Origin of the sequence: Sphingomonas sp. TDK1, assembly GCF_001650735.1 — a bacterium.
Lineage (GTDB): Bacteria > Pseudomonadota > Alphaproteobacteria > Sphingomonadales > Sphingomonadaceae > Sphingomonas.
In genome coordinates this window covers 1-25335 of the sequence record NZ_LXVY01000012.1, presented here as the reverse complement: position 1 = coordinate 25335, position 25335 = coordinate 1, and the positions used below count along the sequence as shown (strand labels likewise).

Sequence of the window (25335 nt, the reverse complement as noted above, 5' to 3'; positions counted from 1 at the left end):
CAACGTTTTTACACAGCCTCGGCAGAAACTGTCCTTTAAAGCGCAACAGCGAACGACGCATCTTGGTCGCCACGTGCCGGGAGCGATGCGCCCATGATGGTGGCCGGCGGATATCCCGGAGGGAGGTGGAAAGGCTGAGTCTTGGGTGCGAATCAGACACTCGCCAGAGTCCCGCCAGCTGCGGATATCGACGCCGTGGGGCCCTAGAACAATCCGTGAAAGTCCGTCGATTTCCAGCTACGGTTTTGCAGTAAATTTGCAGTAAGTTGCACATTGGTGCAACTATTCAGCAGCTAAGCTCTTGAAAAGGCTGGTGACCCCTACGGGACTCGAACCCGTGTTTTCGCCGTGAGAGGGCGACGTCCTAGACCGCTAGACGAAGGGGCCATTGCTTGGCGGAGGCGGCCAATTACGTTTCGTAGCCGGCCCCGTCAAGCGATGTTTTTACACTTTTTTCAGCCCGCCACTGGCAGGCGCAGGCTGCCGTCCGGCTCGTGCGCGACTTCGCTGTACGCCGTCACCGCGTCGAGCGGCAGCGGGCCGTAGATGTGGGGGAAAAGCTGGCCGCCGCGCGAGGGCTCCCAGCGCACCGTCTCGCCCAGCGCGGCGAGGTCCACCGCGGCGAGCCACAGGCCCGTCTGGCCGGCGAAATGCTTCTCCAGCGTCTCCTGCGCCTGTTCGGCGGTGGAGAGGTGGATATAGCCGTCCTGCACATCGATCGGCGCGCCCAGGAAGACACGCGCGTGCTCGAGCGTGTCCATCTGGTCCCGGGTCAGGATCTTGTAGGCGGTGAGGGGCATGTCGGCCATGGCTCAGCCCTCGCCGCCGTCGGCGAGGTCTTCGCCCGGCACCGCGTCCGGGGTCGCTTCGCCTGCCACCGCGCCGTCGCCCAGGTTCATCTCGGCCTCGTCCTCGCTTTCCTCGATGCGTGCCGCCGAGACGACATGCTCGTTCTGCGCGACGTTGAACAGCCGCACACCCGCCGAGTTGCGACCGATCACACGCAGATCGCCCAGCGACATGCGTATCATCTTGGCCTGATCGGTGACGAGCATTAGCTGGTGCCCCTTGGTTGCCGGGAAGCTCGCCACCACCGGCCCGTTGCGGCCGATATTGTCGATGTTGGTGATGCCCTGGCCGCCGCGACCCGTGCGGCGATACTCATAGGCCGAGCTGAGCTTGCCATAGCCGTTGGCGCAGACGGTGAGGATGAACTGCTCGCGGTCCTTCATCTCCTCGTACTTCTCAGGTGCAAGCTCGCACTCGCCCTCGCGCTCGCCCTTCCAGGGGGCGAAGCGCAGATAGGTGTCGCGTTCTTCCTGGCTGGCGCCGGAGCGGTGGAGGATCGACAGCGACATCACCTGGTCGCCGTCTGCCAGCCGCATGCCGCGCACGCCGGTGGAGGCGCGGCTCTGGAAGGCGCGGACATCCTCACCCGGGAAGCGGATCGCCTTGCCGGCGCGCGTCGCCAGCAGCACGTCGTCGCCCTCATTGAGCAGCGCGACGCCGATCAGGCGATCGTCCTCGTCCTCGCCTTCGAACTTCATCGCGATCTTGCCGTTCGAGGGCACGTTGGTGAACAGGTCCATGCTGTTCCGCCGCACGTTGCCCTTGGCGGTGGCGAACATCACGTGAAGGTTCGCCCACTCGTCCTCGTCCTCCGGCAGCGGCAGCACGGTGGAGATGGTCTCGCCATTGGCGAGCGGCAGCAGGTTGATCATCGGCCGGCCGCGGGTGGCGGGGCCGCCCTCGGGCAGGCGCCAAACCTTCATGCGATAGACGCGGCCCAGCGTGGAGAAGAACAGCACCGGGGTATGCGTCGAGGTGACGAACAGCTCGGTGATCGCGTCCTCGTCCTTGGTCGCCATGCCGGCGCGGCCCTTGCCGCCGCGCGCCTGGGCGCGGAAGGCGTCGAGCGGTGTGCGCTTGATATAGCCCTGGACCGTGACGGTCACGACCATGTCCTCGCGCTCGATCAGGTCCTCGTCGTCGATGCCGTCGGCGGCAGCGGCGATCTCGGTCTTGCGCGGGGTGGCATAGGTGTCGCGGATCAGCACCAGCTCGCCGCGCAGCACTTCGTAGAGCTTGGCACGGTTGCCGAGGATCTCGAGCAGCTCGGCGATCGAATCGGCGAGCTCCTTGAGCTCGTCGCCGATCTCGTCGCGGCCCAGCGCGGTGAGGCGGTGCAGACGCAGGTCGAGGATCGCGCGGACCTGGGTGTCGGACAGGCGATAGCTGTCGCCGGTCACTTCGGTGTCAACGGCTTCCACGAGGCGGATGTACGGCGCGATCTCGGCGATCGGCCATTCGCGGGCGAGCAGGGCTTCGCGCGCGGCGGCCGGGCTCGACGAGCCGCGGATGATCTTCACCATCTCGTCGAGATTGGTGACCGCGATCACCAGACCGAGCAAGATGTGCGCGCGGTCGCGCGCCTTGGCCAGCTCGAATTTCGAGCGGCGGGTGATGACCTCCTCGCGGAACTTGACGAAGGCCTCGATGATGTCGCGCAGGTTGAGCAGTTCCGGGCGGCCGCCGCGGATCGCGAGCATGTTGGCCGGGAAGCTCGATTGTGCCGGCGTGTTCCGCCAGATCTGGTTGAGTACCACTTCGGGCGTCGCGTCGCGTCGCAGGTCGATGACGATGCGCACGCCCTCGCGCGAGCTTTCGTCGCGGATGTCGGAGACGCCCTCGATCCGCTTTTCCTTGGCGGCCTCGGCGATCTTCTCGACCAGCGCGTTCTTGCCCTGCTGGTAGGGGATCTCGGTGAGCACGATCGAACGACGCTCGCCGCGCTGCTCGAACTCGTGGCGCGAGCGGACCAGGATCGAGCCGCGCCCGGTCTGATAGGCCGAGCGGCAGCCCGAACGGCCGAGGATCACCGCGCCGGTCGGGAAGTCCGGCCCAGGCACCAGCTCCATCAGCTCCTCGAGCGTGACCGCGCCGTTGTCGATATAGGCGAGGCAGGCGTTGATCACTTCGCCGAGATTGTGCGGCGGAATGTTGGTCGCCATGCCGACCGCGATGCCGCCCGCGCCGTTGACCAGCAGGTTGGGGAAGCGGGCAGGGAGGACCGACGGCTCGCTTTCCGAACCGTCATAGTTCGGTACGAAGTCGACCGTGTCCTTCTCGATATCGTCGAGCAGCGCCGTCGCCACACGGGCAAGACGCGCTTCGGTGTAGCGCATCGCGGCGGGCGGATCGGGGTCCATCGAGCCGAAATTGCCCTGGCCGTCGATCAGGGGGACGCGCATCGCCCAGTCCTGCGCCATGCGGGCCATCGCGTCGTAGATCGAGCTGTCGCCGTGCGGGTGGTATTTACCCATCACGTCACCGACCAGGCGGGCAGACTTGCGGTAGGGGCGTCCCGCCACATAGCCGCCCTCCTGGGCGGCATAGAGGATACGGCGGTGGACGGGCTTCAAGCCGTCTCGAACGTCGGGCAGGGCGCGCGCCACGATCACGCTCATCGCGTAATCGAGGTACGAGGTCTTCATCTCGTCGACGATCGAGATCGGGGTAATGTCAGAAGGGTCGGCGAGCAGGGTCTCGTCGGTCAATGCAACAGACTTTCGGGTTTTTGTTACGCTACGATGGCTCTAGCCGTCCACATGCCTCCTGCCAACCCCGCGCCCGCGCGTACGCGTGCGCGTGCGTGGGGAGAATGGGAGCCAAGTGGGCCCGCGGACGTTTCAGCCCCGCACTGGGGCGTATTCAAACCCGGTTCAGCCAGACTGCCGCACCGGCATCATGCTTGAACGGGATGGAACGCGCCTTTAGAGGAACCGCGACGCCGCCTGGCCGACGAGGAGAGTTTCAGATGAAGTTTGTTTCGAAGCTTGCGCTGACTGCAATGCTTGCGCTGGGTTCGACGGCGCTGGTGACGACGCCGGCGCTTGCCCAGAAGGACAAGAAGGGCGCCTCCAAGGAGGACCCCAACGCGCTGAAGGTTGGCGATGCCTTCCGCAAGGCGGCGCAGCCCGCGATGGAAGCGGTGCAGGCCAAGAACTGGGCCGCCGCGGCGCCGGCGCTCGACGCGCTCGACCAGGCCGCGCAGAACGACGACGAGAAATATTACGCCGCCTATCTGCGTTCGCGCGTGCAGATCGGCCAGAACGACTTGGCCGGCCTGACCAAGACGCTGCCGATCCTGATCGCCAGCCCGCGCACGCCGGCGAACGAGCTGCCGATCTACAAGCGCCAATATTACACGATCCTTGGCAATCAGGCGCTGACGGCGAAGCAGTATCCGGCGGCGATCGACGCGCTGACCAAGGCGCGTGAAGCCGGCAACAATGATTTCGACATCTCGATCTCGCTCGCCAATGCCTATGCGCAGACCGGCAAGCCGAACGAGTCGGTTGCCGAAGTGGATCGCGCCATCCAGGCCGTGAGGGCCACCGGCCAGAAGCCGCCGGTCGCCTGGTATCAGTTCGCGATCCCGCGGGTCTATGCGACGGGCAACCGGGCGGCGACGGCGGACTGGCTGAAGAAGATGATCGCCGACTACCCGACCAAGCAGAACTGGCGCTGGGGTGTGCTGGTGATGCGTGGCAGCGCGGACTCGGCAGGCGGTCGCCTCACCGCGGCCCAGCGTATTGACCTGTACCGTCTGCTGCGCACCACCAAGGTGCTGGCCGACCAGAATGACTATATCGACTATGCCGAATCGGTGAACTCGGCGGGTCTGCCTTGGGAAGCCGTTGCCGTCATCGACGAGGGGCGCGCTGCGGGCAAGATCCCGGCCGGCAATCCGGACATCGCCCGCATCTACACGTCGGCGCAGACCAAGGCGAAGGCGGAAGGTTCGCTGACTCCGCTGATCAAGCAGTCGCAGGCGGCCGCGAACGGCAAGATGGCGTCGCAGACCGGCGATGCGTTCCTCGCCTCGGGCGACTACGCCAAGGCTGTGGAACTGTACGACGTGGCGCTGCAGAAGGGCGGCGTTGCTGCCGACGAGGTAAACCTGCATCGTGCGATCGCGCTGTACAATCTGGGCCGCAAGGACGATGCACGCACCGGTTTTGGCCAGGTGAAGACCCCGCCGGCAGTCGATCTCGCCGCGCTGTGGACGGTGGCGCTGGATCTTCCGGCACTTTCCTGATCCCGAAATTCTGCGCAAAAAAGAAGGGGCGGTCCCGCGGGACCGTCCCTTTCTTTTTCAGTCTGCGTATCGCCTTCGGGTGGATCAGCCCTGATGGTCCGGCACCGGCACGCCTGGCAGCGCCTTGGCGGTACGGATGGTCAGTGAGGTCTTCACGTGCTCGACATTGGGTGCGGTGGTCAGCCGCGTCGTAAGAATTGTCTGGAAGCTCTGCAGGTCCGGCGCGACGATCTTCAGGATGAAGTCGATTTCACCGTTCAGCATGTGGCACTCGCGGACTTCCGGGATCTCGGCGACAAGGTGTTCGAAGGCGCGGAGGTCGCTTTCGGCTTGACTTTTCAGGCTCACCATCGCGAAGACGGTGAGGTTATAGCCGAGCGCGCTCGGGTCGAGCGCAGCGTGATATCCCTTGATCGCGCCTTCCTGTTCAAGCGCGCGGACGCGGCGCAGGCAGGGCGGGGCGGTGAGCCCAACCCTTTCGGCAAGCTCGACATTGGTCATGCGGCCATTTTCCTGGAGTAGTCCTAGGATCCGGACGTCGATCTCGTCGAATCGCATTTTCTTCTGGGGCTCCTGCGTGGGTTCGTTTCTTCTTGCTGCCCATTAGCATAATAAAATTACGCTTCAACGCAATTGTCCCACATTGCGACGTGCCGAAATGGACTGTTTCCACCAACGGTTGCATCGCGTTATGAACACCTCCGTAAAGACACTGACTTTTTGAGGGACCCACGGCGTTGCCGCTTAGGTTTGACGATACGCTGGAAACGGTGCTGGCAGGCGATCTGCGTTCGGCTGTCGGGGCGCCGCTGGTATGGCGGCAGCTGGTCGACCTGCTGGCCCGCGGACGCGTGACCGGCGAAGAGCGCGCGATGGAGGTGCTCGAGTCCATTCGGCATCTCGTGCCGCTGCCGGTCCGCGCCGCCAGCGCGCGGGCGCTGGATGGGACGGAGCCACCCGCCGCGCTGGTCCGACTGCTTGCAACGGACGAATTGAGTGTCGCAATCCCGGTATTGAGCAATGCGCGGCTGGAAACGCATGCGTGGATCGGCCTGTTGCCGGCGCTCGCGCCGGGCGCGCGGCACGTCTTGCGCAATCGCCGCGACCTTGGGCCCGAGGTCGCGCGCGCGCTTGAAAGCTTCGGTCCATCCGATTTCGTTCTGGCGGACCAAAGTGCGGCGTTGGCCGAGGCCGTGCCGGCACAGGACGGCGCTCACGTCGAGCAGGCTGCGGTTGCCTTGGAGGACGCTGGTCCGTTCGCGATTGCCGATCTGGTGGCGAGGATCGAGGCCTATCATCGCGAACGCGATACCGGAACCGCGAAGCGTGCAGCCGAGCGTGCGCGGAATTTCCGTTTCGAGACGGATGCCAGTGGCGTGGTGCGCTGGGTGGATGGGGTCGATCGCGCGCCGCTTGTGGGGCTATCGCTCGATCTGCAGGGCCTTCCGGGGGGGAGCCGGCTGGACGGCGTTGCCGCCGGTGCCTTTCGCCGCCGCGCTGGCTTCAGCAATGCGCGGCTGACGATCGAAGGCCGGTCGAACGCGGCGGGGGACTGGCTGGTGTCAGCCTTGCCTGTCTTCGAACAGGTGACCGGACGCTTCAGCGGCTATCGCGGCACCGCCCGCCGTCCGAGACCCGACGAGCGGGCCGAGCCGGTCCGCGGTGCACCCGTGGAAGCAGACGCGCTGCGGCAGATTGTCCATGAGCTCCGTACGCCGACCAACGCGATTGCCGGTTTTGCCGAGATGATCGAGACCCAGATGTTGGGCCCCGTACCGGAACCATATCGTGACCGCGCGGCGGTAATTCGGGCCCAGGCTCGGGAATTGCTGGGCGCGATCGACGATCTCGATCTCGCCGCCCGCATCGAGACCGCTGCGCTTTCGCTGCGCGAGGGAAAAGTGGCGCTGCGCCCGCTGCTGGCGGGGATCGTCGCCGATCTGGGCGAGCTGCTTACCCTTCGTGGGTCGGCGGTCTTGTTGCCAGACCAGGACGTCTTCGTGTCAGGTGATCGTCGCGCGGTGGAGCGGCTGATAGCCCGTCTGATGGCAACGCTCGTTTCTGCTACCGTGCGCGACGAGCGCATACGCATCCGCTTCGCGCTGGATGGCGAGCAGCATCTTGCCATCGCCATCGATCGACCGCGGGCGCTGGGCCATTATCCGGGCGAAACCGTGCTTGGCATCGATGATGAGCAGGACGGGGACGAGACGTTGCTGGGTACGGGTTTTGCGTTGCGGCTTGCGCGCAACCTAGCGAGGGAGCTGGGCGGTAGCCTGCGGATTTCGCCGGATCTGCTGACCCTGCGTCTTCCTGCTGCTACTGCCGTGGCGCCCGAACAGGCGCAGCGCAGCTAACCTGACCCCGTCGGCAAGGGCTTGCAGCGGGGCAGCCTGCTCCGCTAGGGCGTGAAAATGCTGGGGGGCCTGTAGCTCAATGGTTAGAGCTGGCCGCTCATAACGGCTAGGTTGCGGGTTCGAGTCCTGCCGGGCCCACCAGCATGGCGCTGCGCCATTTTCCCAGATGTATCCCGGGCAGAGCGCCCCCCGGCCATCTGGTCGGCGGTGTTGGCGCAAACCCGCCAAGGTGCGAGCCTCACCCGTGAGGTTCTCGCCCTAGCGAGCGCTATCCCGCAAATCATCCCGGCACGAGCAGAGCCTAGGACGTTTGCATGTAGTCTTCTGATATTGCTCGAATCACGATCGTCTAGATGAACGAGATCGCGGCTATCTTGGCGGTACTCGGGAAGTCGCACATTGATGTGGATGGCGCGCTCGAGGGGCGCCATGGGCGCCCGGTATCCTGCCGTCGTGTTTTCGCAGGTGAAGCGGCTTGTATCCCGGTCCAGGAAGCTCTAAGCGCGACGGCCTGTCGGGGAGTAGCGCAGTCTGGTAGCGCATCTGGTTTGGGACCAGAGGGTCGCAGGTTCGAATCCTGTCTCCCCGACCACAATCGGTTAACCCGCACATTTTTGGTGTTGCTGCCGGTGTTGGACGAGCTGATATCAGCCCTCCGTCAGCGGGACCGTCGATACGCAGCTATGCGATCGGCGCTTTCGTCTCTTCGGTCGTAGACGGGTGAGTCAGTGCCTGGAGCAGCATTGGAATCAGCTTCCGAGCTTCGCCAAGATCATTTGCAAATTTTGTAGTCCGATTTGTTTCTGTCCTCGCAGCGCCGGCTGAAAGGCTGATCGCCAGTGCGCGCACCTGCTGCATCAACGCGCTGAAATCGGTGTCTCCTGAACCACGAGGCGCGTCACCACAAATTCGGATCTCAGGGGAATCCGCTTCCGAGGGAAAGTGGTCGACCATCTGTACCAGACAACCAAGACCGTCTGCCAACCTCGGGGGGTCGAGGGATAGGAAGTTGCGGGCGGCTATCAACCTGATTGTCGCCAACCACGCTTGCCGCGTCGGGCTGGTGTTCCAGGGGTCAACGTCGCAGCGGGGAGAGGATTCCGTTTGCATTTCGGCCACCCTCGTTTCGGATGCGCCAAGATCGTGCTACCACGACGGCAAAGCTATCCGCTTTCGGCAAGCCCGTCCGGTTCGCGCCAGATACGTGCCGGATCGGACTCGCCCACCCGTGCGATACGCAGCGTATCGGATGGACGTTCGTGGAAATGCTGCTGGTAATAGGTCGCGAACCGCCCGCCATGCTGCATGCCGTAGCGGTTGGCGATCTGGAGGATGTTGGCGCTCCCGCCGCTCGCCAGGATCTCGCGGCGGGCATGTTCGAGCCGCCGTGTCCGCAGCCACTGCATCGGCGAGGTGCCGCGGAACCGCGCAAAGGCGTGGTGCAGCGTCCGTTCCGGCACGCCCGCCGCCGCCGCGATCGCCTCGATGCTCAGATCCTCCTGGAGATGCGCGTCCATAAAGGCTTCGGCGCGGTGGACATGCGCGGGCGCAACCCCGGGCGCCGTTGCTGGGCTGGGCGTACGCGCGGCCAGGATCGACTTCATCATGCCCGCGATCATGTCCTCGGTGCTGTTCCGCACGCCCGCCGATTCGAACGCCGCACCACCGCGCTGGAGCTCGCGGCACACGAAGGAGAGGTAATCGACCAGGCTGCCCGCCACGCCTTCGACCGTTTCGGGCTCAATGCCGATGCTGGGCCCGCCATAGGCCTGATCGCCCAGTTCGATCATCCGCCGGGGCATGCCGACCGCGAGATGCGCGTCATTGGCCTCGTGGACGAACCGATAGGGCGTGTCCGGCCCGAGCACCATATATTCGCCCGACGTGATCGTCTTCTGCGCGCCATGCCCGGTGACGTGCATCTCGCCGCGCAGCTGCAGCACGAAGATATACTGGGCGCGGTTCACATCGTCGACCAGCACGTCGATACAGCTGCCATAGGCGATCTGGTTGAACGTGGTCTGCGCGATCCGCGCCGAGCTGTGGCGGAAGTCGAGGGGCGCGCCGGGATCGTGCCGAACGATGCGGTGCGGGCAGAATACCTCAGCGACGCTCTGGATCGCTCGCCGCGGATCGGCGCTGCGCTGGAGATCGAATCGCACGGGATCGAGCCGATCGGAACGATGCGCGATGAAGAAATCATCGTCCGCCATCTGGGCAATCGTTCGATCCGTCGCGGGCATCCAAGCCTCCAGCAGGGGATCTCGCGATCCGGGGCCGCCATGGTGGCGCCGCTTTCGCTCTCCGGATAGACCGCCCACCGTATATCTACCAGCGCGCGGTGCGGCCGGGAAGCGCGGCGCTCCCGTTTTGGGTCCCCTCCGGCGGCCCGCCCGATACCCTATTCCTCGTCGGGATAGGGGCCCTTGCCGCCGGTGCGGATGAACTGGTCGGTACGCTGGTCGATCACGGTCAACGGCACCGAACCCAGCTGCAGCATCGCATCGTGCCAGGCGCGGATGTTGAACTTCGCCCCCAGCGCCTTTTCGGCCCGCGCACGCGCATCGAGGAATGCGAGCTCGCCCATGTAATAGCTGAGCGCCTGGCCCGGCCATGCGATGTAGCGATCGACTTCCGTCTCGATCTCGTGATTGCTGAGCGCGGTATTGTCGCGCAGGAACGCCTGCGCCTGCTCGCGGCTCCACCCCATGGCATGGATGCCGGTATCCACCACCAGCCGCGCCGCGCGCCACATCTGGTAGCTGAGCATGCCGAACTGGTCATAGGGCGTCTCGTACATCCCCATCTCGACGCCCAGCTTCTCCGAATAGAGCGCCCAGCCTTCGCCATAGGCGGAAAGATAGGTGTCGCGGCGGAAGGGCGGCAGATCCTTGTTCTCGTTCGCCAGCGGCATCTGGAAGGCGTGTCCCGGCGCACTTTCGTGCAGGGTCAGCGCCGTCAGCTGGTAGAAGGGGCGCGACTTCAGATCATAGGTGTTGACGAGATAGATGCCCGGGCCGCCGCGTCCGCCGGTGTAGAAGGGCGCAAGATCATCCGGCACCGGCACGATGGCGAAGCGCCGGCGCGGCAGGCGGCCGAAATATTGCCCCGCCTTGCCGTCGAACTGCTTGGCCGCCCAGGCGGCATGATAAAGCAGCTCCTGCGGCGTCTTGGCGTAGAATTGCGGATCGGTGCGCAGGAATTCGAGGAAGGCGGGCAGATCGCCGTCGAACTTCGCCGCAGCCTTCACGGTCATCATCTCGGCGCGGATCTTCGCCACTTCGCGCACGCCGACGGCATGGACCTGCTCGGCGGTCATGTCGCGCGTGACATATTCACGGATCTTCGAGCGGTAATAGGCCTGGCCGTCGGGAAGGGTCGTCGCGGCGAGCGCGGTGCGGGCGCCGGGAATATATTCGGTCCGCAGGAAGGCGAGCAGCTTCTGGTGCGCGGGCACCACCGCTTCGCGGATCGCCGCGGCACCCTCACGCTGCAATTCTGCCTGCACTGCCGTCGGGATGGCGCCCGGAAACTTCTTGAACGGCGTGTAGAACAGATTGTCCTCGAGCTTTGCCTCGACCACCTGCGCCACGCCGATGTCGCGACCGGTCAGCGTCACCCTGGGCGGAGTGAAGCCGCGCGCGAGGCCGGCGCGCATGTTGGCGATATTCTGATCGAAATAGCGCGGCATGTCGCGCAGCGTCGTGATATAGGCGCGGTACTGCTCCTCGCGCACGAAGGCATCGCGCGCCGACCCGGCGATGTCGCTCCAGAAGCTGGTGTCGGAGGTGAGCGGCTTCTCATAGTCGCGGAAGCGCTGGGCGGCGAGCAGCGCGTCGATCTGCCCCTTATAGACCAGATAGTCGATCCGCCCCTTCGGGCTGAGCTTGGCGGGATCGATTGCGGCAAGCGCCTGCGCGGTGGCGGTCCAGCGCGCCAGCCGCGCCGCCTGTGCCGTGGGGCCGACATCGGGCAGGCCACCCTTGGCGGCAGGATTGTCCTCGCCGGGGCCCTGCTGCGCGACCCGCCATCTATACTCGCTGTCGATGATCGCCTTGAGCCGGGCGTCGGGGCTGGCCGGCTTCGGCGCGGGCGCCGGCGCGGCGGCGATGGCGAGCAGGGCGGCGGAGAGGAGGAGAATGGGCTTCATGGCGTAAGGCTCGCTTCCAGCGCTAGAATATCGGCATAGAGCTTGTCGGGGATGCGCACCCCCTCGGCAAGGCTGCGGCTGCGGGCGGCATAGCGCCGCGAAGAGGGAAGGCGGGCACCCTGTGCCTCGATACCCAGGAACATCGCTTCGGCACGGGCGAGATGATCGGCAACCGCCTCGCCGAGGAAACCGGCGGGATCGATGGCGATAATCAACTCGCCGCCCAGCGGCGAGGCGCCGGCGCCATCATCCGCCGCGATCGATTCGGCGCTGGTCAGGTCGCCGATCAGCGGGCCGGCGACCAGTTCCACCATCGCTGCGAGTGCCGAGCCCTTGTGGCCGCCGAAGGTGCGCATCGCGCCATCCAGGATCGCGGCGGGATCGGTGGTCGGACGTCCTTCGGCATCGATGCCCCAGTCCTCCGGTACGGTGCGGCCGGCCCGGCGATGCAGCTCGATCTCGCCGCGCGCGACCATGCTGGTGGCGAAATCGAAGACGAAGGGCGGGGCCGGGGCAGGGCGCGGCCAGCCGAACGCGATGGGATTGGTGCCGAACACCGGCCGGGTGCCCCCGGCGGGGGCGACCCAGGCATGGCTGGGGGTGAAGGCCAGCGCCATGAGCCCCTCGTTCGCCAGCGCCTCGACCTCGGGCCAGAGCGCGGCGAAGTGGACGACGTTGTTCAACGCAAGCGCGGCGATGCCATGGGCGCGCGCCTTGGCGACCAGCGCGGACTTGCCCACCTCGAACGCAAGCTGGGCGAAGCCGCCGCCACCGTCCACCCGGGCGAGCGCCCTGGCGGGTTCGGAAAGCACGGGCACGGCATCGCGCACCACCTTGCCCTTGGCGATGGTGTTGGCCGCGACGAGCAGCCGGTAGATGCCGTGCGAGGCACAGCCGTCGCGCTCGCCCGCCACCATCGTCTCCGCGACGGCTTCGGCATGATCGGGCGCGAGGCCGGCGGCGCGCAACACCCGGCGGGCGAGCGCACGCACCGCGTCCAGCGTCATCTGGACGCCGTTCTCCGGCCGCGGCGCGCTCACGACCTGGCGGCGAGCAGGACGACGCCGAATACCGGACCGGCCGAGCTGCGGTCATGCGGCACGAAGCGGACGCGGACGCTCTTCTTGCCCTTGGTCAGCGCCTCCGGCAGCGTATAGGCGACGTCGTAGAACTTGCCCGGCTGTTCCTTGTCGTTGAGCTGCTGCGTGGCGATCTTCACGTCGTCGACCAGGATATCGAACGTACGATCGCGCTCGCCGCCCCAATAGGTGGCCTGGAGCAACAGCGGGCCCGGCTTCACCTTCATCGTGAAATCGAAATAGCCGCCCGAGCGCGCATCGCGCCCCTGCCGGCCGCGATAGGAGACAGGGTAGGAAATTTCCGAGCGCAGATCATGATCGCGTTCCGGCTGCATCTCGCCCAGATGCATCACGTCCACCGAGCGCGCGGCAACGTCCTTCAGCCGGGCCTGCTCGGCAAGGAATGCGGCCTCCTCCACCTTCCACTGGGCTTCGGTGAAGCGCTTGAAATAGACCGCGCTGCGACGCTCATACTGGCGATAGAAGGGGACGAAGCGAAGGTCACCGGGGCGGACGACGCCGCGCGTCTCGAACACGGCCGGTTCGGCGGCGGGGGTGAAGGCGGCCAGCAGATCGGCGCCGACCAGCGCGGGATCGGCGGCGCTCCACGGCGTCGTCGTCGGGCCCAGATCGCCGGCAAGCACCATCGGCCCGCGCAGCAGCGCGACCACGCTGTCGTCGCCCGGCGTCGCCTCCAGCCGCAGCGCCATCGGCAGGGTAATCGCCACGGCGTCGCCCGCCTTCCAGTTGCGCGAGACGATCGCATAGCCGCGGTCGAAGGTCGCGCCTGCGGGCTTGCCGTTCACCGTGACCACCGCCTTGCCCGCGGCCCAGCCGGGTACGCGCAGCGCGATCGCGAACTTGCCGGCGCGGGCCAGGCGATCGACCTTGAGCGTGGCGGTGCCGTCGAACGGATAGGCGGTGTCCAGCGAGAGCTTCGCGCCCTGCGCCTTCCAGTCGATATCGGCGGGGATGTAGAGGTTGACGAGCAGCGCATGCTCGCCCTGCCAGAACGCCGCTTCGCCATGCTTGGCGTGGCTTTCCAGGCCGGAGCCGACGCAGCACCAGAAGGCGTCCTCGGCCGGCTGCGAATAGCCGCGCTCGGCGCCGCTCATCAGCGGGGTCATGTAGGTGAAGCCGCCGGTTTTCGGGTTCTGCTGCGCCATCACATGGTTCAGGTGCGCGCGCTCATAATAGTCGAACAGCGCGCCGTCGGGCTGCCAGCCGAACAGATGGCTGGTGAGCTTGAGCATGTTGTAGGTGTTGCAATGCTCGCACGTCTGGTCGGTGATGTGCTGGGCGATGCTGTCGGGCGCGGAGAAATATTCGCGATCGGCATTGCCGCCGATCACATAGCTGTGATGGCCGGTGACCCGCTCCCAGAAGAAGCGGGCGGCGGTGGCGTCGCGGGCATCGCCGGTCAGCTCGTGGATGCGCGCCAGGCCGATCAGCTTGGGGACCTGGGTGTTGGCGTGGAGGTTGGACAGCTTGTCCTCGCGCGCCGCCAGCGGATCGAGCACGCGATCGTCGTACAGCCGCTTGGCGACGACCATCCAGCGGGCGTCGCGGGTGCGGGCGTAGAGCTCGGCGAAGCTTTCGTTGAGGCCGCCATATTCGCAGCCGAGCATCTGCTGCATCTGCGCGTCGTCCAGCGCGGCGAACACCTTCTCGAAATAGGCGGCCAGCCCGAGCGTGACCTGCAGCGCCTGCGGATTGCCCCAGCCGGCATGCACGTCGAGCAGCCCGGCGAAGACCTTGTGGACCGTGTAGAGCGGCGACCAGGCGCCGTTGAGGTCGAAGCCGCCGGACTTGATCTCGCCGCGCATGATCTCGGGGAAGATCTCCTCGCCGTCGACGATGGTGCCGTCCTTCCGCTTGCGGCCGAGCGCGCCGACATAGCCGGTGCCGCGCTTCGCCTGCGCCTCGGCCAGCTCGGCGACGATATAGTCGGCGCGGCGGCGCATCTCGGGGTCGTCGGTCTGCTGCCACGTCAGGACCAGCGCGGAGAGATAGTGGCCGAGGGTGTGGCCGGCGATGGTGTCGCTCTCCCAGCCGCCATACAGCGCGCCCTTGGGTTCGAGACCGGCATATTTGCGGAAATTGTGGAGCAGGCGATCGGGCTCCAGCTGGAGCAGCGCCCGGTGGTTGACCTCCACCGCGCGTGCATAGTCAGAGGGACGCAGGCGGATCGCCGTCAGCGGCAGGGGGGAAAGCGTGGCGGGGAGCCGGGTCGTGTCGGCCGCCCGTGCAAAGGCGGGCAGGACGCTCTCGGCGAGCAGCGTGCCGCTGGCCCCTGTCAGCAATTCTCTCCGCGTACGCATATCGGCAGCCTCCCAATTTAGTATACGATCTACGAAGGCGGTGGGGCGGGGTCAAGCTGGCGAGCTTGGCCCTCGCAGTATTTTATACCGCGCGCCATGGGGGCGCCCTAGCAGGACCATGGGGCGGATCCCGGCGATCGCGGAGCGGCGCCACGATCCGGATCCGGCCGAAACGCCGTGGAAGGGCCGGCGCGTTCGCACCGGCCCTCGGCGTTTCTGGCAGGGCGATCAGAAGGTGAGCGTCGCGCCGACGAACATCGTGCGGCCCATCGGATCGTACACGCCCGGATAGGTATTGCCGTTGCCGAAGCTGGCGAGCACGCCCGAGGCGATCGCCGGCGGCGACTTGTCGGTAAGGTTGTTGATGCCGGCGCGGAACTGCAACTGCTTGGAAATGGTCACCGTGCTCGCGAGGTCGAGATAGTCATAGGCGGGGATCCGCGCATTGATGATGCTGATCGGTCCCGCCTTCTTGAGGAATTCGTTCGACGACGAGGTCGAAAGGCGGGTGCCCGCGAAGTGCCGCCAGGCGAGCGACAGCGTCGCCTTCTCACCCGGCACGATCCAGGTCAGGCGGCCGACATGGCGCCAGCTGGGATTGGGCTGGCCGCAGCTATAGCCGTAGAAGCCCTTGCAGTCATAGCTGCCGAGGCCCGGCTGCGGCTCCTTGACCTGCTTTTGCAGCCAGGTGCCGACGATATTGGCGTCCAGCTTGCCGAGGCGGCCGATCCGCGTCGCATAGGCGGCGGCGACGTCGATGCCCGAGGTGAGCAGATAGCCGGTGTTGAGCGTGCTGCCGACCACATAGCCGTTGGTGCCGAACAGCGCGCCGGAGCGCGGATCGCGATGGAACAGCCCGCAATAATAGGGGTCGCCGGTGCTGGTGCACTGGCTGACCACCAGCGACGGGTCGAACGAGCTGATATAGCCCTTCACCTTGATGTGATAATAGTCGACCGACAGCGAGAAGCCGCGCAGCTGCTTGGGCGTCAGCACCACGCCGAAGGTGTAGGTGTCGCCCACCTCGGGCTTCACCGCCGGATTGCCGCCATAGGATTGCGAGCAGGTTTCCGCCGGGCACTGGATGATGTGGCCGTATTGCGTATCGCTGACACCGGTCAGCTTGCACGCGGCGAGCGGTGCATCGGGCGCCGCGCCGGCGCACGGATCGGTCAGCGAGACGTTGCCGATGCCGCGCGCGCCGAACAGCTCGCCGATATTGGGAGCGCGGATCGCGCGGTTGTAGCTGGCGCGGAAGCGGGCGCCGTCGATCGGCGACCAGGTCAGCTCCGCTTTGTAGGTCCACGCCTTGTAGTGCGATTCGGTCGCGGTCGACCCCTGGCGGTTGGTATAGTCCGAATAGCGCAGGCCGCCATTCACCGTCAGATCGTGAATGAAGGGCACATTGCCGACGAGCGGCAGCTCCAGCTCGCCATAGGCTTCGTTGACGGTGATCGAACCGTCAATATCCGCGCTTCCGCCCTGCTTGGCGACCGCGTCCGCAGTGAAGTTCAGCGTCTCGCGGCGGCGCTCCACGCCGACCGCGAGCCCGGCGCCGCGCGTCGCCCAAGGGCTCTGGATGCCGAACGTACCGAGATCGCCGTTCACGGAGCCAGAAAAGACTTCGAGCGTATCGCGCGAAGCAGTGTTCGACTGGCTGAACAGGTACCGCGCCTGATCGGTAGTGATGCCGTCCGCGCGGAAGATGTCGATCGGCACGCAGGCTGGATCGGTGCCGTCGATCTTCGAGCGGCAAGTCGGGGTGCCGTTTACCGACACGACGTCGATCGCGCGCTGCGCTTTCACATTGTCGACGTTGTTGAGATAGGTCTCGTTGTAGCGCGACAGCGAGAACAGATAGCCGACGTCATAGCTGAAGCCGTGGCCGAGATCGCCCTTCACGCCGCCGTTATAGCGATAGTCCTGGTGGCGCAGATCGTCGCGCCGCGAATAGGCGCTGTTGAGGCGATAGCCGATCAGCGTGTCGATCGTGGCCGCCGTGCCGGCGGCGGGGCCGCACAGGGCCGCCTGCTGCCCGGCGCTCATCAGCGGGTTGTTGCAGGGCAGGGTGAAGGTGGTGCCGAGGAACAGCGCCGAGGGGGCTGCCTGGGAGAAGGTGTGGTCCTTCATCCACATGAAGCTGCCGTACAGCTTGGCTGCCGGCGCGATCTCGAACGACGCACTGCCGCCACCGGTATAGCGCTCGTCCGAGCGCTGGATGTAGTTGGTCGGCGAATAGTTGTACGCGTAGGTGGCGTCGTAGGGCACCCAGCTCTTGGAGCCGTCGCGGGCGTTGGTGAGATAGCCCAGATCCTTGCTGGGGCCGTCGAGCGGCGCGAAGGTGCCGTAGGTGGTGTTGCTCGATCCGCCGCAGACCAGCGCGCTGGGGCCGTTGGCGTTGAGCGCGCAAGAGGAATAGTCGCGTGTGGACTGCAGCACCGGCGCGGTGTGACGATAGCCGCCATAGACGGTGATGTTGCCGCGGCCGCCGGCGAAATTCTTGCCGAACGCGCCGTTGACGTCCTGCTTGGCCCCGTCGAACACGTTACGCGGCGCCAGCTGATAGCCCTTGGCCGAAACGAGACCGCGGACATAGCCATTATCGTTGGTGTGCTGGGCGACGCTGGTTTGCGCATCGAGCCGCAGCCCGTCGAGATGGTCGCGCAGAATGAAGTTGACCACGCCCGACATCGCGTCCGAGCCATAGACCGCCGAGGCGCCGCCGGTGACGACGTCGACCCGCTCGATCAGCGCCGTCGGGACGAAGTTGATGTCGGTGGCCTGCGAGGAGAGAATGCGCTGGCCGTTGATCAGCGTCAGCACGCGGTTGGGACCGAGGTTGCGCAGGTTGATCTGGGCCGATCCGTTCGCGCCGTTCGACACGTTCTCGTTCGCGTCGGCGGTGAACTGCGGAAGGCGCGCCAGCATCGTCTCGGCATTGACCGCGCCCTGATAGCGTACTTCCTGCGCATCGACGCTGGTCAGCGGGCTGTTGCTCTCCAGGTCCGGGCGGCGGATTCGCGTGCCGGTTACGGTAATCTCGGCGCTCCGATCGGCATCCGTTGCCGTCGTGCCGGTATCGGCCTGCTGGGCATAGGCCCCGGTGGATAGCAAGGCGACGGCCACTGCGCCCAGCGCGGCACCTGCCCGTATAGCAACAAAATTGCGCATAAACCGCGAACCCCCATTTTTGAGTCGCGCATATGCAACATAACCAGCATCATTCCGTCAAATAAATTATACGATATCTTAAGCGCCCACCGTCCCGGGATGGGCAGGTCTTTCATCGCGCGGGAAATTATGCAGTGGTGCATCCGGCCCTTGCGCGGTCAAAGGATACGGTATACGAAATGTCCAATGCTTTGGAGGAACCTGTTCTTATGACTGCAGCAAAGACGCTCTGGACCGGCGTCTATCCCGCGGCGACGACCCAGTTCGCGGCGGACCTTTCGATCGACCTGGCCGCTACCCAGCGCACGCAGACCGCACTGGTCGATGATGGCGTCGACGGCCTGATCCTGCTCGGCACCTGCGGCGAAAACAATTCGCTGGAGGCAGACGAGAAGCGCCAGGTGCTCCGGGCGGGCGTCGAGGCGGTCGGCGGCCGTGTACCCCTGGTCGCGGGCGTGTCCGAGTTCACCACTGCCCGCGCGATCGAGTATGTCCGCGATGCGGAGAAGATCGGCGTCGATGCCTTCATGCTGCTGCCGGCGATGGTCTATGTGCCGACCGCCGAAGAGCTGGAAGCGCATTTCCGCGCCGTGGCGGAGGCGACCTCGCTGCCGATCATGCTGTATAACAACCCGCCCGCCTATCGCGTGTCGATCGACACGGCGACGCTGGACCGGCTGGTCGACGTGAAGAACATCGTCGCGGTCAAGGAAAGCGCACCCGATCCGCGCCGTTTCACCGATCTCTTCAACCGCTATGGCGATCGCTACACGCTGATGGCCGGCCTGGACGACGTCGCGCTCGAAGGCCTTTTCCTCGGTGCCTCGGGCTGGGTCTCGGGCCTGACCAGCGCCTTCCCGGAAGAGTCGGTGCGATTGGTCGCGGCGTTCAACGAGGGCCGGTACGACGAGGCGCGCGCCATCTATCGGTGGTTCATGCCGCTGCTCCATCTCGATGCCGAGCATGATCTGGTGCAGTCGATCAAGCTTGCCGAGGAGATCATGGGCCGCGGCAGCGAGCGGGTCCGCATGCCGCGCCTGCCGCTCACCGGAGAACGGCGCGCGCAGGTGATCGCCTGGGTCGAGGAAGCGGCGGCGACGCGGCCGAGCCAGCGCGCGGCCAAGGCCGCCTGAGGGGCCATGCGCCACACCTTCTTCTGCATCGACGGCCACACCGCGGGAAACCCGGTGCGGCTGGTCGCCGGCGGAGCGCCGCTGCTCCGCGGCGGCGACATGCTGGCGCGGCGCGCGGACTTTCTCGAGCGGTTCGACTGGATCCGCACCGGGCTCTGCTTCGAGCCGCGCGGGCACGACATGATGTCCGGCGGGTTCCTCTACCCGCCCACCCGCGACGACGCCGATTGCGGGATCCTGTTCATCGAGACCTCGGGCTGCCTGCCGATGTGCGGGCACGGCACGATCGGCATGGTAACCTTCGGGCTCGAGCACGGACTGATTACCCCGCGGACCCCGGGTCAGCTGCGCATCGAGGTGCCGGCGGGGGTGATCGACATCACCTATGAGATGACGGGCGGCCGGGTACGCTGGGTGCGCATTCGCAACGTCCCCGCCTATGTCGCGGCGACGGGCATCCAGATCGAGGTCCCGGGCTTTGGCCCGCTGACCGTCGACGTTTCCTATGGCGGCAACTATTATGCGATCATCGAGCCGCAGGGCCCCTATACCGGCCTCGACGACCTCGGCGCCTCGCGCATCGTCGAACTCAGCCGCATGGTCCGCGAACGAATGCGCGCGGCGATCGAACCGGTGCATCCGCTCGACGACCGCATTCGCGGCGTGAGCCACGTCCTCTGGGCGGACAAGCCCAAGGGCGACGGGGCAGATGGCCGAAACGCCGTGTTCTACGGCGAACGCGCGATCGACCGCAGCCCGTGCGGCACCGGCACCTCGGCGCGGCTTGCGCATCTGGAACAGCAGGGCCGGCTGAACGTCGGCGACCGCTTCGTCCATGAAAGCTATATCGGCAGCCGGTTCATAGGCCGGGTCGAGGAAGCGGTGATGGTGGGCGATCGTCCCGGCATCATCCCCTCGATCGAAGGCTCGGCGATCGCGACCGGCTTCAACACCATCTGGATCGACCGCGAAGACCCGTTCTGGGCCGGCTTCTCGGTCGTCTGACAACAACGACATACTGGGGGGCGCATGGGATTTTGGGGACCGATCAAGCCGATCGAACGCAGCACGGGCCATAGCGCGCATCGGCTGCGCCCCACGCTTTCCTGGCCGCATCTGATCGCGCTCGGCGTCGGCGCGATCGTCGGCACCGGCATCTACACGCTGACGGGCGTGGGTGCGGAGCGGGCAGGGCCGGCGGTGGTCCTCGCCTTCGTGATCGCTGGCGTGGTCTGCGCCTGTGCCGCGCTCGCCTATGCCGAGCTGGCGACGATGATCCCGGCGGCGGGGAGCGCCTATACCTATAGCTATTCGGTGCTGGGCGAGACGATCGCCTGGGTGGTCGGCTGGAGCCTGATCCTCGAATATTCGCTCGCCTGTTCGGCAGTGGCGGTGGGCTGGTCGGGCTATCTGGTCGGCTGGCTGCAATCGGCAGGGGTGCATCTGCCCGCGGTGCTGTTGCAGGGCCCGCATGCCGGGGGGATCGTCAACCTGCCCGCGGTGCTGGTTTCCTTCGCGATCGCCGGCATGCTGATGGCGGGCACCCGCGAGAGCGCCACGCTCAACATCGTGCTGGTCGCAATCAAGCTGGTGGCGCTGGCGGTGTTCGTCGCGCTGGCACTGCCGGGGTTCGACCCCGCGCATTTCCACCCGTTCATGTCCTATGGCTTCGCGTCGCATGCCGATGGCACCAGCACGCGTGGGGTGATGGCTGCCGCCGCTATCGTGTTCTTCGCCTTTTACGGCTTCGACGCGGTTGCGACGTCCGCCGAGGAAGCCAAGAAGCCGGGCCGCGACCTGACCATTGGCATCGTCGGATCCATGGCACTGTGCACCACCATCTACATCCTGGTCGCGGTCGCCGCGGTGGGCGCGATGTCCACCGCCGCGCTCGGCAACTCGCCCGAACCGCTGGCGCTGGTGCTGCGCACGCTGGGGCACCCCTTCGCCGCCTGGGCGATCGCCGCCGCCGCGCTGGTGGCGCTCCCCTCGGTCATCCTGGTGATGATGTACGGCCAGAGCCGCATCTTCTTCGTGATGGCGCGGGACGGGCTGTTGCCGCGCGGCCTTGCCAAGGTCTCGGCGCGTACCGGCGCGCCGGTGCTGGTGACGGGGATCACCGGCCTGTTCGTCGCCGCGGTCGCAGGCTTTCTCCGGCTGGACGAGATCGCCGAGCTCGCCAATGCCGGCACGCTGATCGCGTTCATCGCCGTGGGGGTGTGCATGATGCTGCTGCGTCGCCGCGCGCCCGATGCACCGCGCATCTTCCGCTGCCCGCAGCCCTATCTCGTCGGCACGCTGGCGGTACTGGGCTGCCTGTACCTGCTCTTCTCGCTGCCCGAGAAGACGCTGGTGCGCTTCCTGATCTGGAACGTCGCGGGCCTCGCGGTCTATTTCCTCTATGGCCGCGCCCGCAGCGTGCTGGCGCGCGGCTGAGGGTCAGCCATTCAGCTGGCGGCGAAGATCGGTGAGGGTGCCCTCGATATGCGCGCGGGCAAGTGCGCGGGCGCGGTTCCCGTCGCCCTGCTCCCATGCCTCGATCAGGTCGGCATGCTCCAGATGCGCGCGATCCTCGCGGCCGGCGGGCTCGAGATGCTTGTGGACATAGCGTTCGGACAGGATCTGCAGCCGCTCGACCAGCTGGGTGGTGAGCAGCCGGCCGCCGGGACGGACGAGCGCCATGTGAAATTCGCGGTTGTGCGCGGCGACCTCGTCGAGATGCTCGGCCGCGGCGACGTCCAGCGCCGCCAGCGCCTCGCGCGCCGCCGCGCGATCGGCATCGGTCGCGGCTTCGGCCGCCGCCGCAACCGCATCGGGTTCGATCGCCAGCCGCAACGCGAAGATTTCCTCCGCCTCACCCGACGACATCGCGCGGACGAAATAGCCGCGGTTCGCCTGGCCGACCAGCAGCCCTTCCTGCTCCAGCCGGGCCAGCGCCTCGCGCAGCGGGATCTTGCTGACGCCCAGCTGGTTGGCGAGCGCATCCTGCCGGATCGCCTGTTCGACCGGCAGCTTGCCGGAAACGATCTGCTCGCGAACGATCGTGAAGATCTGTTCGGAGAGCGTGCGGACGACGATACTCATGCGGTGCGACTTTCCCTGAGACGAACGCGGGTGCCGAGATCAGGAATTCCGCGCCCCCGGCAAGCGGATTATGACCCGATCGGTATCAAAATACGGTATACCTCTACCCCTAAATCAGCAAGGCGAAGTTGATGCAGCGCAATATGGTGGTGATCGGCGGCGGTGTGGTCGGGCTGGCGAGCGCGCTGGCGCTGGCCCGCACCGGCTGGTCGGTGCGCCTCGTCGATAACGATCCCGATCGGACCGCTGCCTCCTGGGGAAATGCCGGACACATCGCGACCGAACAGGTGGCGCCGCTGGCCTCCTGGACGACGGTACGCAGCCTGCCGCGACGCCGCTTCGGGGCAGGGGGCGCGGTGTCGTTGCCGCCCGCGGCGTGGCGGCATTGGCTGCCGTTCGGGCTGCGGCTGCTGCGCGCGGCACGGCCCAGCGCCTTCGCGCGGGGAAAAGAGGCGCTGGGGGGGCTGCTCGGCGAGGCGATGCCGGCCTGGCAGCGGCTGAGCGCCAGCCTCGACGTGCCGGAACTGCTGCGCGAACAGGGGCATATCGTCGCCTGGGGCAGCGCCGCTTCCGCGGGTGCGGGACGGCGATCCTGGGTCGAGGCGGAGATCGGCACCGCGCGGTTCCGCGATGCCACGCCCGCCGAGCTGCTGCACCTGCCCGGTACCCCGATGGCGGGTGCGATCCGGTTCACCAATACCGCCCAGATTGCCGACCTGGGCGCACTCGACCGCGCGTTGCGCGCCGCGCTGGTGGCGGCGGGCGGCACGATCCTGCCGGGCCGCGCTGCTCTCCGCGTGGCGGGCGGGGAGGCGCGGGTGGTGGTCGACGGTAGCGAGATGGTGGCGGTGGACCAGGTCCTCGTTGCCGCCGGCGTCGCGTCGGGCCGGGTGCTTGGCCCGCTTGGCCACCGCGTACCGATCATCGCCGAGCGCGGCTATCATCTTCGCGCGGCCGATCACGACTGGCCCGCGGATCTGCCGCCTGTGGTGTTCGAGGACCGCTCGATGATCGTCACGCGCTATGCCGGCTGCGTGCAGGTGGCGAGCTTTGTCGAATTCGCCGGCATCGACACGCCGCCCGATCCCGCCAAATGGGCGCGGCTGGAGGGGCATGTCGCGGCACTCGGCCTGCCGCTCCGGCCGCCTTTCACCCGCTGGACCGGGGCACGGCCGACGCTGCCCGACTATCTGCCCGCGATCGGCCGGAGTGCGCGGGCGGGCAATCTGCTCTACGCTTTCGGGCATCAGCATCTGGGACTAACCCTCGCCGCAGTAACCGGCGAACGCATCGCCGCATTGGCGGAGGGTGGGGCGGCCGTGATCGATCTCGCGCCGTTCAGCCTGCAACGATTTGAAGCATGAGGAAGACAGGATGACCATCGGCGGATCCACCGCGGAAACCGAACTCGCGACGCTCGCCCCGTGGGCGGACCGCGCACCCGCGATCAGCCAGGACGAGCGCCGGGACCGTCTGACGCAAGTCCGCGAACGGATGGCGGCAATGGGTGCCCAGGCGCTGCTGGTGAATGCGGGCATGTCGCTGCGCTATTTCGCCGGTGTGCCCTGGGGCGCGACCGAGCGGCTGGTGGCGATGCTGCTGCCGCTGCACGGCGAGCCGGTCATGATCTGCCCGCGCTTCGAGCTCGGCTCACTGACGGCAGACATGGCCTTCTCCGCAGACATGCGGCTGTGGGAGGAGGATGAGGATCCGTTCGCGCTGGTCGCGGCGTCGCTTGGCGGGGTCACCACGCTGGCGATCGATCCGGCGTTACCGTTCCAGATGGCAGAGCGCCTGCGCCGGGCGGCGCCGCAGGTGACGCTGGTCGACGGCGCGCCGGCGATCGACGGATGCCGGATGCGCAAGTCGCCAGCCGAGATCGCGCTGATGCAGCAGGCCAAGAACATGACGCTGGAAGTGCATCGCCGGGCCGCGCGCATCCTTCAGCCCGGCATCACCACGGGCGCGGTGAAGCGCTTCATCGATCAGGCGCACCGCGCGCTGGGCGCGGCGGGATCGAGCTTCTGCATCGTGCAGTTCGGCCACGCCACCGCCTTTCCCCATGGTCTGCCCGGCGAGCAGGCGCTGGAGGAAAACCAGTTGGTGCTGATCGACACCGGTTGCACGATCGAAGGCTATCATTCGGACATCACGCGCACCTATGCCTTCGGTCGGGTTTCGGATGAGGAGCAGGCGATCTGGTCGCTGGAGAAGGAGGCGCAGGCCGCAGCGTTCGCTGCCGCGGCGCCGGGCGTCCCGTGCGAGCAGGTGGATGCGGCGGCGCGCGCGGTGCTGGAAAAGGCGGGGCTTGGGCCCGACTACCGGCTGCCGGGGCTACCCCACCGCACCGGCCATGGCATCGGCCTGTCGATCCACGAACCCGCCTATCTGGTGCGCGGCGACAGGACGCCGCTCGATACCGGCATGTGCTTCTCCAACGAACCGATGATCGTCGTGCCCGACCGCTTCGGCATACGGCTGGAGGATCATTTCTACATGACCGACACGGGCCCGCGCTGGTTCACCGAGCCGCAGCCGACGATCGACCGGGTGGTCGGCTAGCGGCGGCGGGGTGGGGCAGGCCCCCCAAACCGTACCTAATCACGTTGGCGCATGCGAGGTGAGAACAGTAGCCACTCATATCATCGCGAAAGCTTGGTCGAAAGCGCCTATCTGAGGCCGAAAATCGTTAGGTCGGAGCCTGCGGGAGGTCTGTGCAACGGGTTGACGGTTTGTTGTCGCCTGCGGGGATGCGGCGTTCAAAGCGGGCCTCGCGTCCTGCGGCGAGGGGACCAAATGGTTGCACGAGGTGTGGCAATGGTGTCGCGCCTCGGGCCCGACGGATGGCACTTCCGCTAGCGCGGATCGACATTCACCGTAACCAGATCATGGTGGCGGCGAGATGGACGAAACCTGCGAAGTGGATGGTGCGACGCTCA

General features: G+C 66.6%; 16 protein-coding genes and 3 tRNA genes. 9 read left to right on the top strand and 10 right to left on the bottom strand.

Going from position 1 to position 25335, the window contains the following annotated elements; translation table 11 throughout:
• Window positions 1–311 precede the first annotated feature (311 nt).
• The 3 genes from A7X12_RS09690 to gyrA form a co-directional block, all read right to left on the bottom strand.
• A tRNA-Glu gene (locus A7X12_RS09690) sits at window positions 312–387 on the bottom strand.
• 68 nt (window positions 388–455) lie between these two features.
• A complete protein-coding gene (locus tag A7X12_RS09685) occupies window positions 456–809 on the bottom strand; it encodes a DUF952 domain-containing protein (RefSeq protein ID WP_064311441.1) in 354 nt (117 codons plus the stop codon).
• Window positions 810–812: 3 nt separating this feature from the next.
• Window positions 813–3557, bottom strand: a complete 2745-nt coding sequence (gene gyrA, locus A7X12_RS09680) for a DNA gyrase subunit A (protein WP_064311440.1) — start codon at window positions 3555–3557, stop codon at window positions 813–815.
• Between the two features lie 260 nt (window positions 3558–3817).
• On the opposite strand from gyrA, the gene A7X12_RS09675 reads away from it, so the two are divergent.
• Window positions 3818–5101, top strand: a complete 1284-nt coding sequence (locus A7X12_RS09675; RefSeq protein WP_064311439.1) for a tetratricopeptide repeat protein — start codon at window positions 3818–3820, stop codon at window positions 5099–5101.
• An 84-nt stretch (window positions 5102–5185) separates the two neighbouring features.
• Here A7X12_RS09675 and A7X12_RS09670 read toward each other — a convergent pair whose 3' ends face one another.
• On the bottom strand, window positions 5186–5659 hold the full coding sequence (locus tag A7X12_RS09670; RefSeq protein ID WP_064311438.1) for an Lrp/AsnC family transcriptional regulator: 474 nt from the start codon (window positions 5657–5659) through the stop codon (window positions 5186–5188).
• A 179-nt stretch (window positions 5660–5838) separates the two neighbouring features.
• On the opposite strand from A7X12_RS09670, the gene A7X12_RS09665 reads away from it, so the two are divergent.
• From A7X12_RS09665 to A7X12_RS09655, 3 genes are all read left to right on the top strand, one after another.
• Window positions 5839–7458, top strand: coding sequence for a sensor histidine kinase (locus A7X12_RS09665; RefSeq protein WP_064311437.1), 1620 nt, complete (start codon window positions 5839–5841; stop codon window positions 7456–7458).
• 65 nt (window positions 7459–7523) lie between these two features.
• Window positions 7524–7599: transfer RNA gene (locus tag A7X12_RS09660), tRNA-Ile, on the top strand.
• A 374-nt stretch (window positions 7600–7973) separates the two neighbouring features.
• A tRNA-Pro gene (locus A7X12_RS09655) sits at window positions 7974–8050 on the top strand.
• Between the two features lie 571 nt (window positions 8051–8621).
• Here A7X12_RS09655 and A7X12_RS09650 read toward each other — a convergent pair.
• The 5 genes from A7X12_RS09650 to A7X12_RS09630 all read right to left on the bottom strand — a co-directional run bounded on the left by A7X12_RS09650 (window position 8622) and on the right by A7X12_RS09630 (window position 18179).
• Window positions 8622–9701 (bottom strand): AraC family transcriptional regulator, encoded by a 1080-nt coding sequence (locus tag A7X12_RS09650; protein WP_064311436.1) that lies wholly within the window; start codon window positions 9699–9701, stop codon window positions 8622–8624.
• A 158-nt stretch (window positions 9702–9859) separates the two neighbouring features.
• Window positions 9860–11608 carry a DUF885 domain-containing protein gene (locus A7X12_RS09645; RefSeq protein ID WP_064311435.1) on the bottom strand — a complete coding sequence of 583 codons (1749 nt, stop codon included), beginning with the start codon at window positions 11606–11608 and terminating at the stop codon, window positions 9860–9862.
• On the bottom strand, window positions 11605–12615 hold the full coding sequence (locus A7X12_RS09640; RefSeq protein ID WP_198161981.1) for an Ldh family oxidoreductase: 1011 nt from the start codon (window positions 12613–12615) through the stop codon (window positions 11605–11607). The genes A7X12_RS09645 and A7X12_RS09640 overlap by 4 nt, the downstream gene beginning before the upstream one ends.
• A gap of 29 nt (window positions 12616–12644) precedes the next feature.
• The gene (locus A7X12_RS09635; RefSeq protein ID WP_232318441.1) at window positions 12645–15008 is read right to left on the bottom strand and encodes a glycoside hydrolase family 127 protein; all 2364 of its coding nucleotides are present in this window, start codon (window positions 15006–15008) and stop codon (window positions 12645–12647) included.
• Between the two features lie 228 nt (window positions 15009–15236).
• Window positions 15237–18179: a TonB-dependent receptor domain-containing protein gene (locus tag A7X12_RS09630; protein WP_064311433.1), complete on the bottom strand. Its 2943-nt coding sequence runs from the start codon at window positions 18177–18179 to the stop codon at window positions 15237–15239.
• Between the two features lie 209 nt (window positions 18180–18388).
• Here A7X12_RS09630 and A7X12_RS09625 point away from each other — a divergent pair, with 209 nt between their 5' ends.
• From A7X12_RS09625 to A7X12_RS09615, 3 genes are read left to right on the top strand one after another with little or no spacing between them, the layout of a single operon-like run.
• Window positions 18389–19312 carry a dihydrodipicolinate synthase family protein gene (locus A7X12_RS09625; protein ID WP_064311432.1) on the top strand — a complete coding sequence of 308 codons (924 nt, stop codon included), beginning with the start codon at window positions 18389–18391 and terminating at the stop codon, window positions 19310–19312.
• A gap of 6 nt (window positions 19313–19318) precedes the next feature.
• Window positions 19319–20317 (top strand): 4-hydroxyproline epimerase, encoded by a 999-nt coding sequence (locus tag A7X12_RS09620; RefSeq protein ID WP_064311431.1) that lies wholly within the window; start codon window positions 19319–19321, stop codon window positions 20315–20317.
• 24 nt (window positions 20318–20341) lie between these two features.
• The gene (locus tag A7X12_RS09615) at window positions 20342–21748 is read left to right on the top strand and encodes an amino acid permease (protein WP_064311430.1); all 1407 of its coding nucleotides are present in this window, start codon (window positions 20342–20344) and stop codon (window positions 21746–21748) included.
• Window positions 21749–21751: 3 nt separating this feature from the next.
• Here the strand turns inward: A7X12_RS09615 and A7X12_RS09610 are convergent, their stop codons facing one another.
• Window positions 21752–22396 (bottom strand): GntR family transcriptional regulator, encoded by a 645-nt coding sequence (locus A7X12_RS09610; protein ID WP_064311429.1) that lies wholly within the window; start codon window positions 22394–22396, stop codon window positions 21752–21754.
• 131 nt (window positions 22397–22527) lie between these two features.
• Here A7X12_RS09610 and A7X12_RS09605 point away from each other — a divergent pair, with 131 nt between their 5' ends.
• Together A7X12_RS09605 and A7X12_RS09600 are read left to right on the top strand one after the other, a co-directional pair.
• Entirely contained in the window at window positions 22528–23760 is a 1233-nt protein-coding gene (locus A7X12_RS09605; protein WP_064311428.1) for an NAD(P)/FAD-dependent oxidoreductase, read from the top strand.
• 10 nt (window positions 23761–23770) lie between these two features.
• A complete protein-coding gene (locus tag A7X12_RS09600) occupies window positions 23771–24958 on the top strand; it encodes a M24 family metallopeptidase (RefSeq protein WP_064311427.1) in 1188 nt (395 codons plus the stop codon).
• The last annotated feature ends 377 nt before the right edge of the window (window positions 24959–25335 follow it).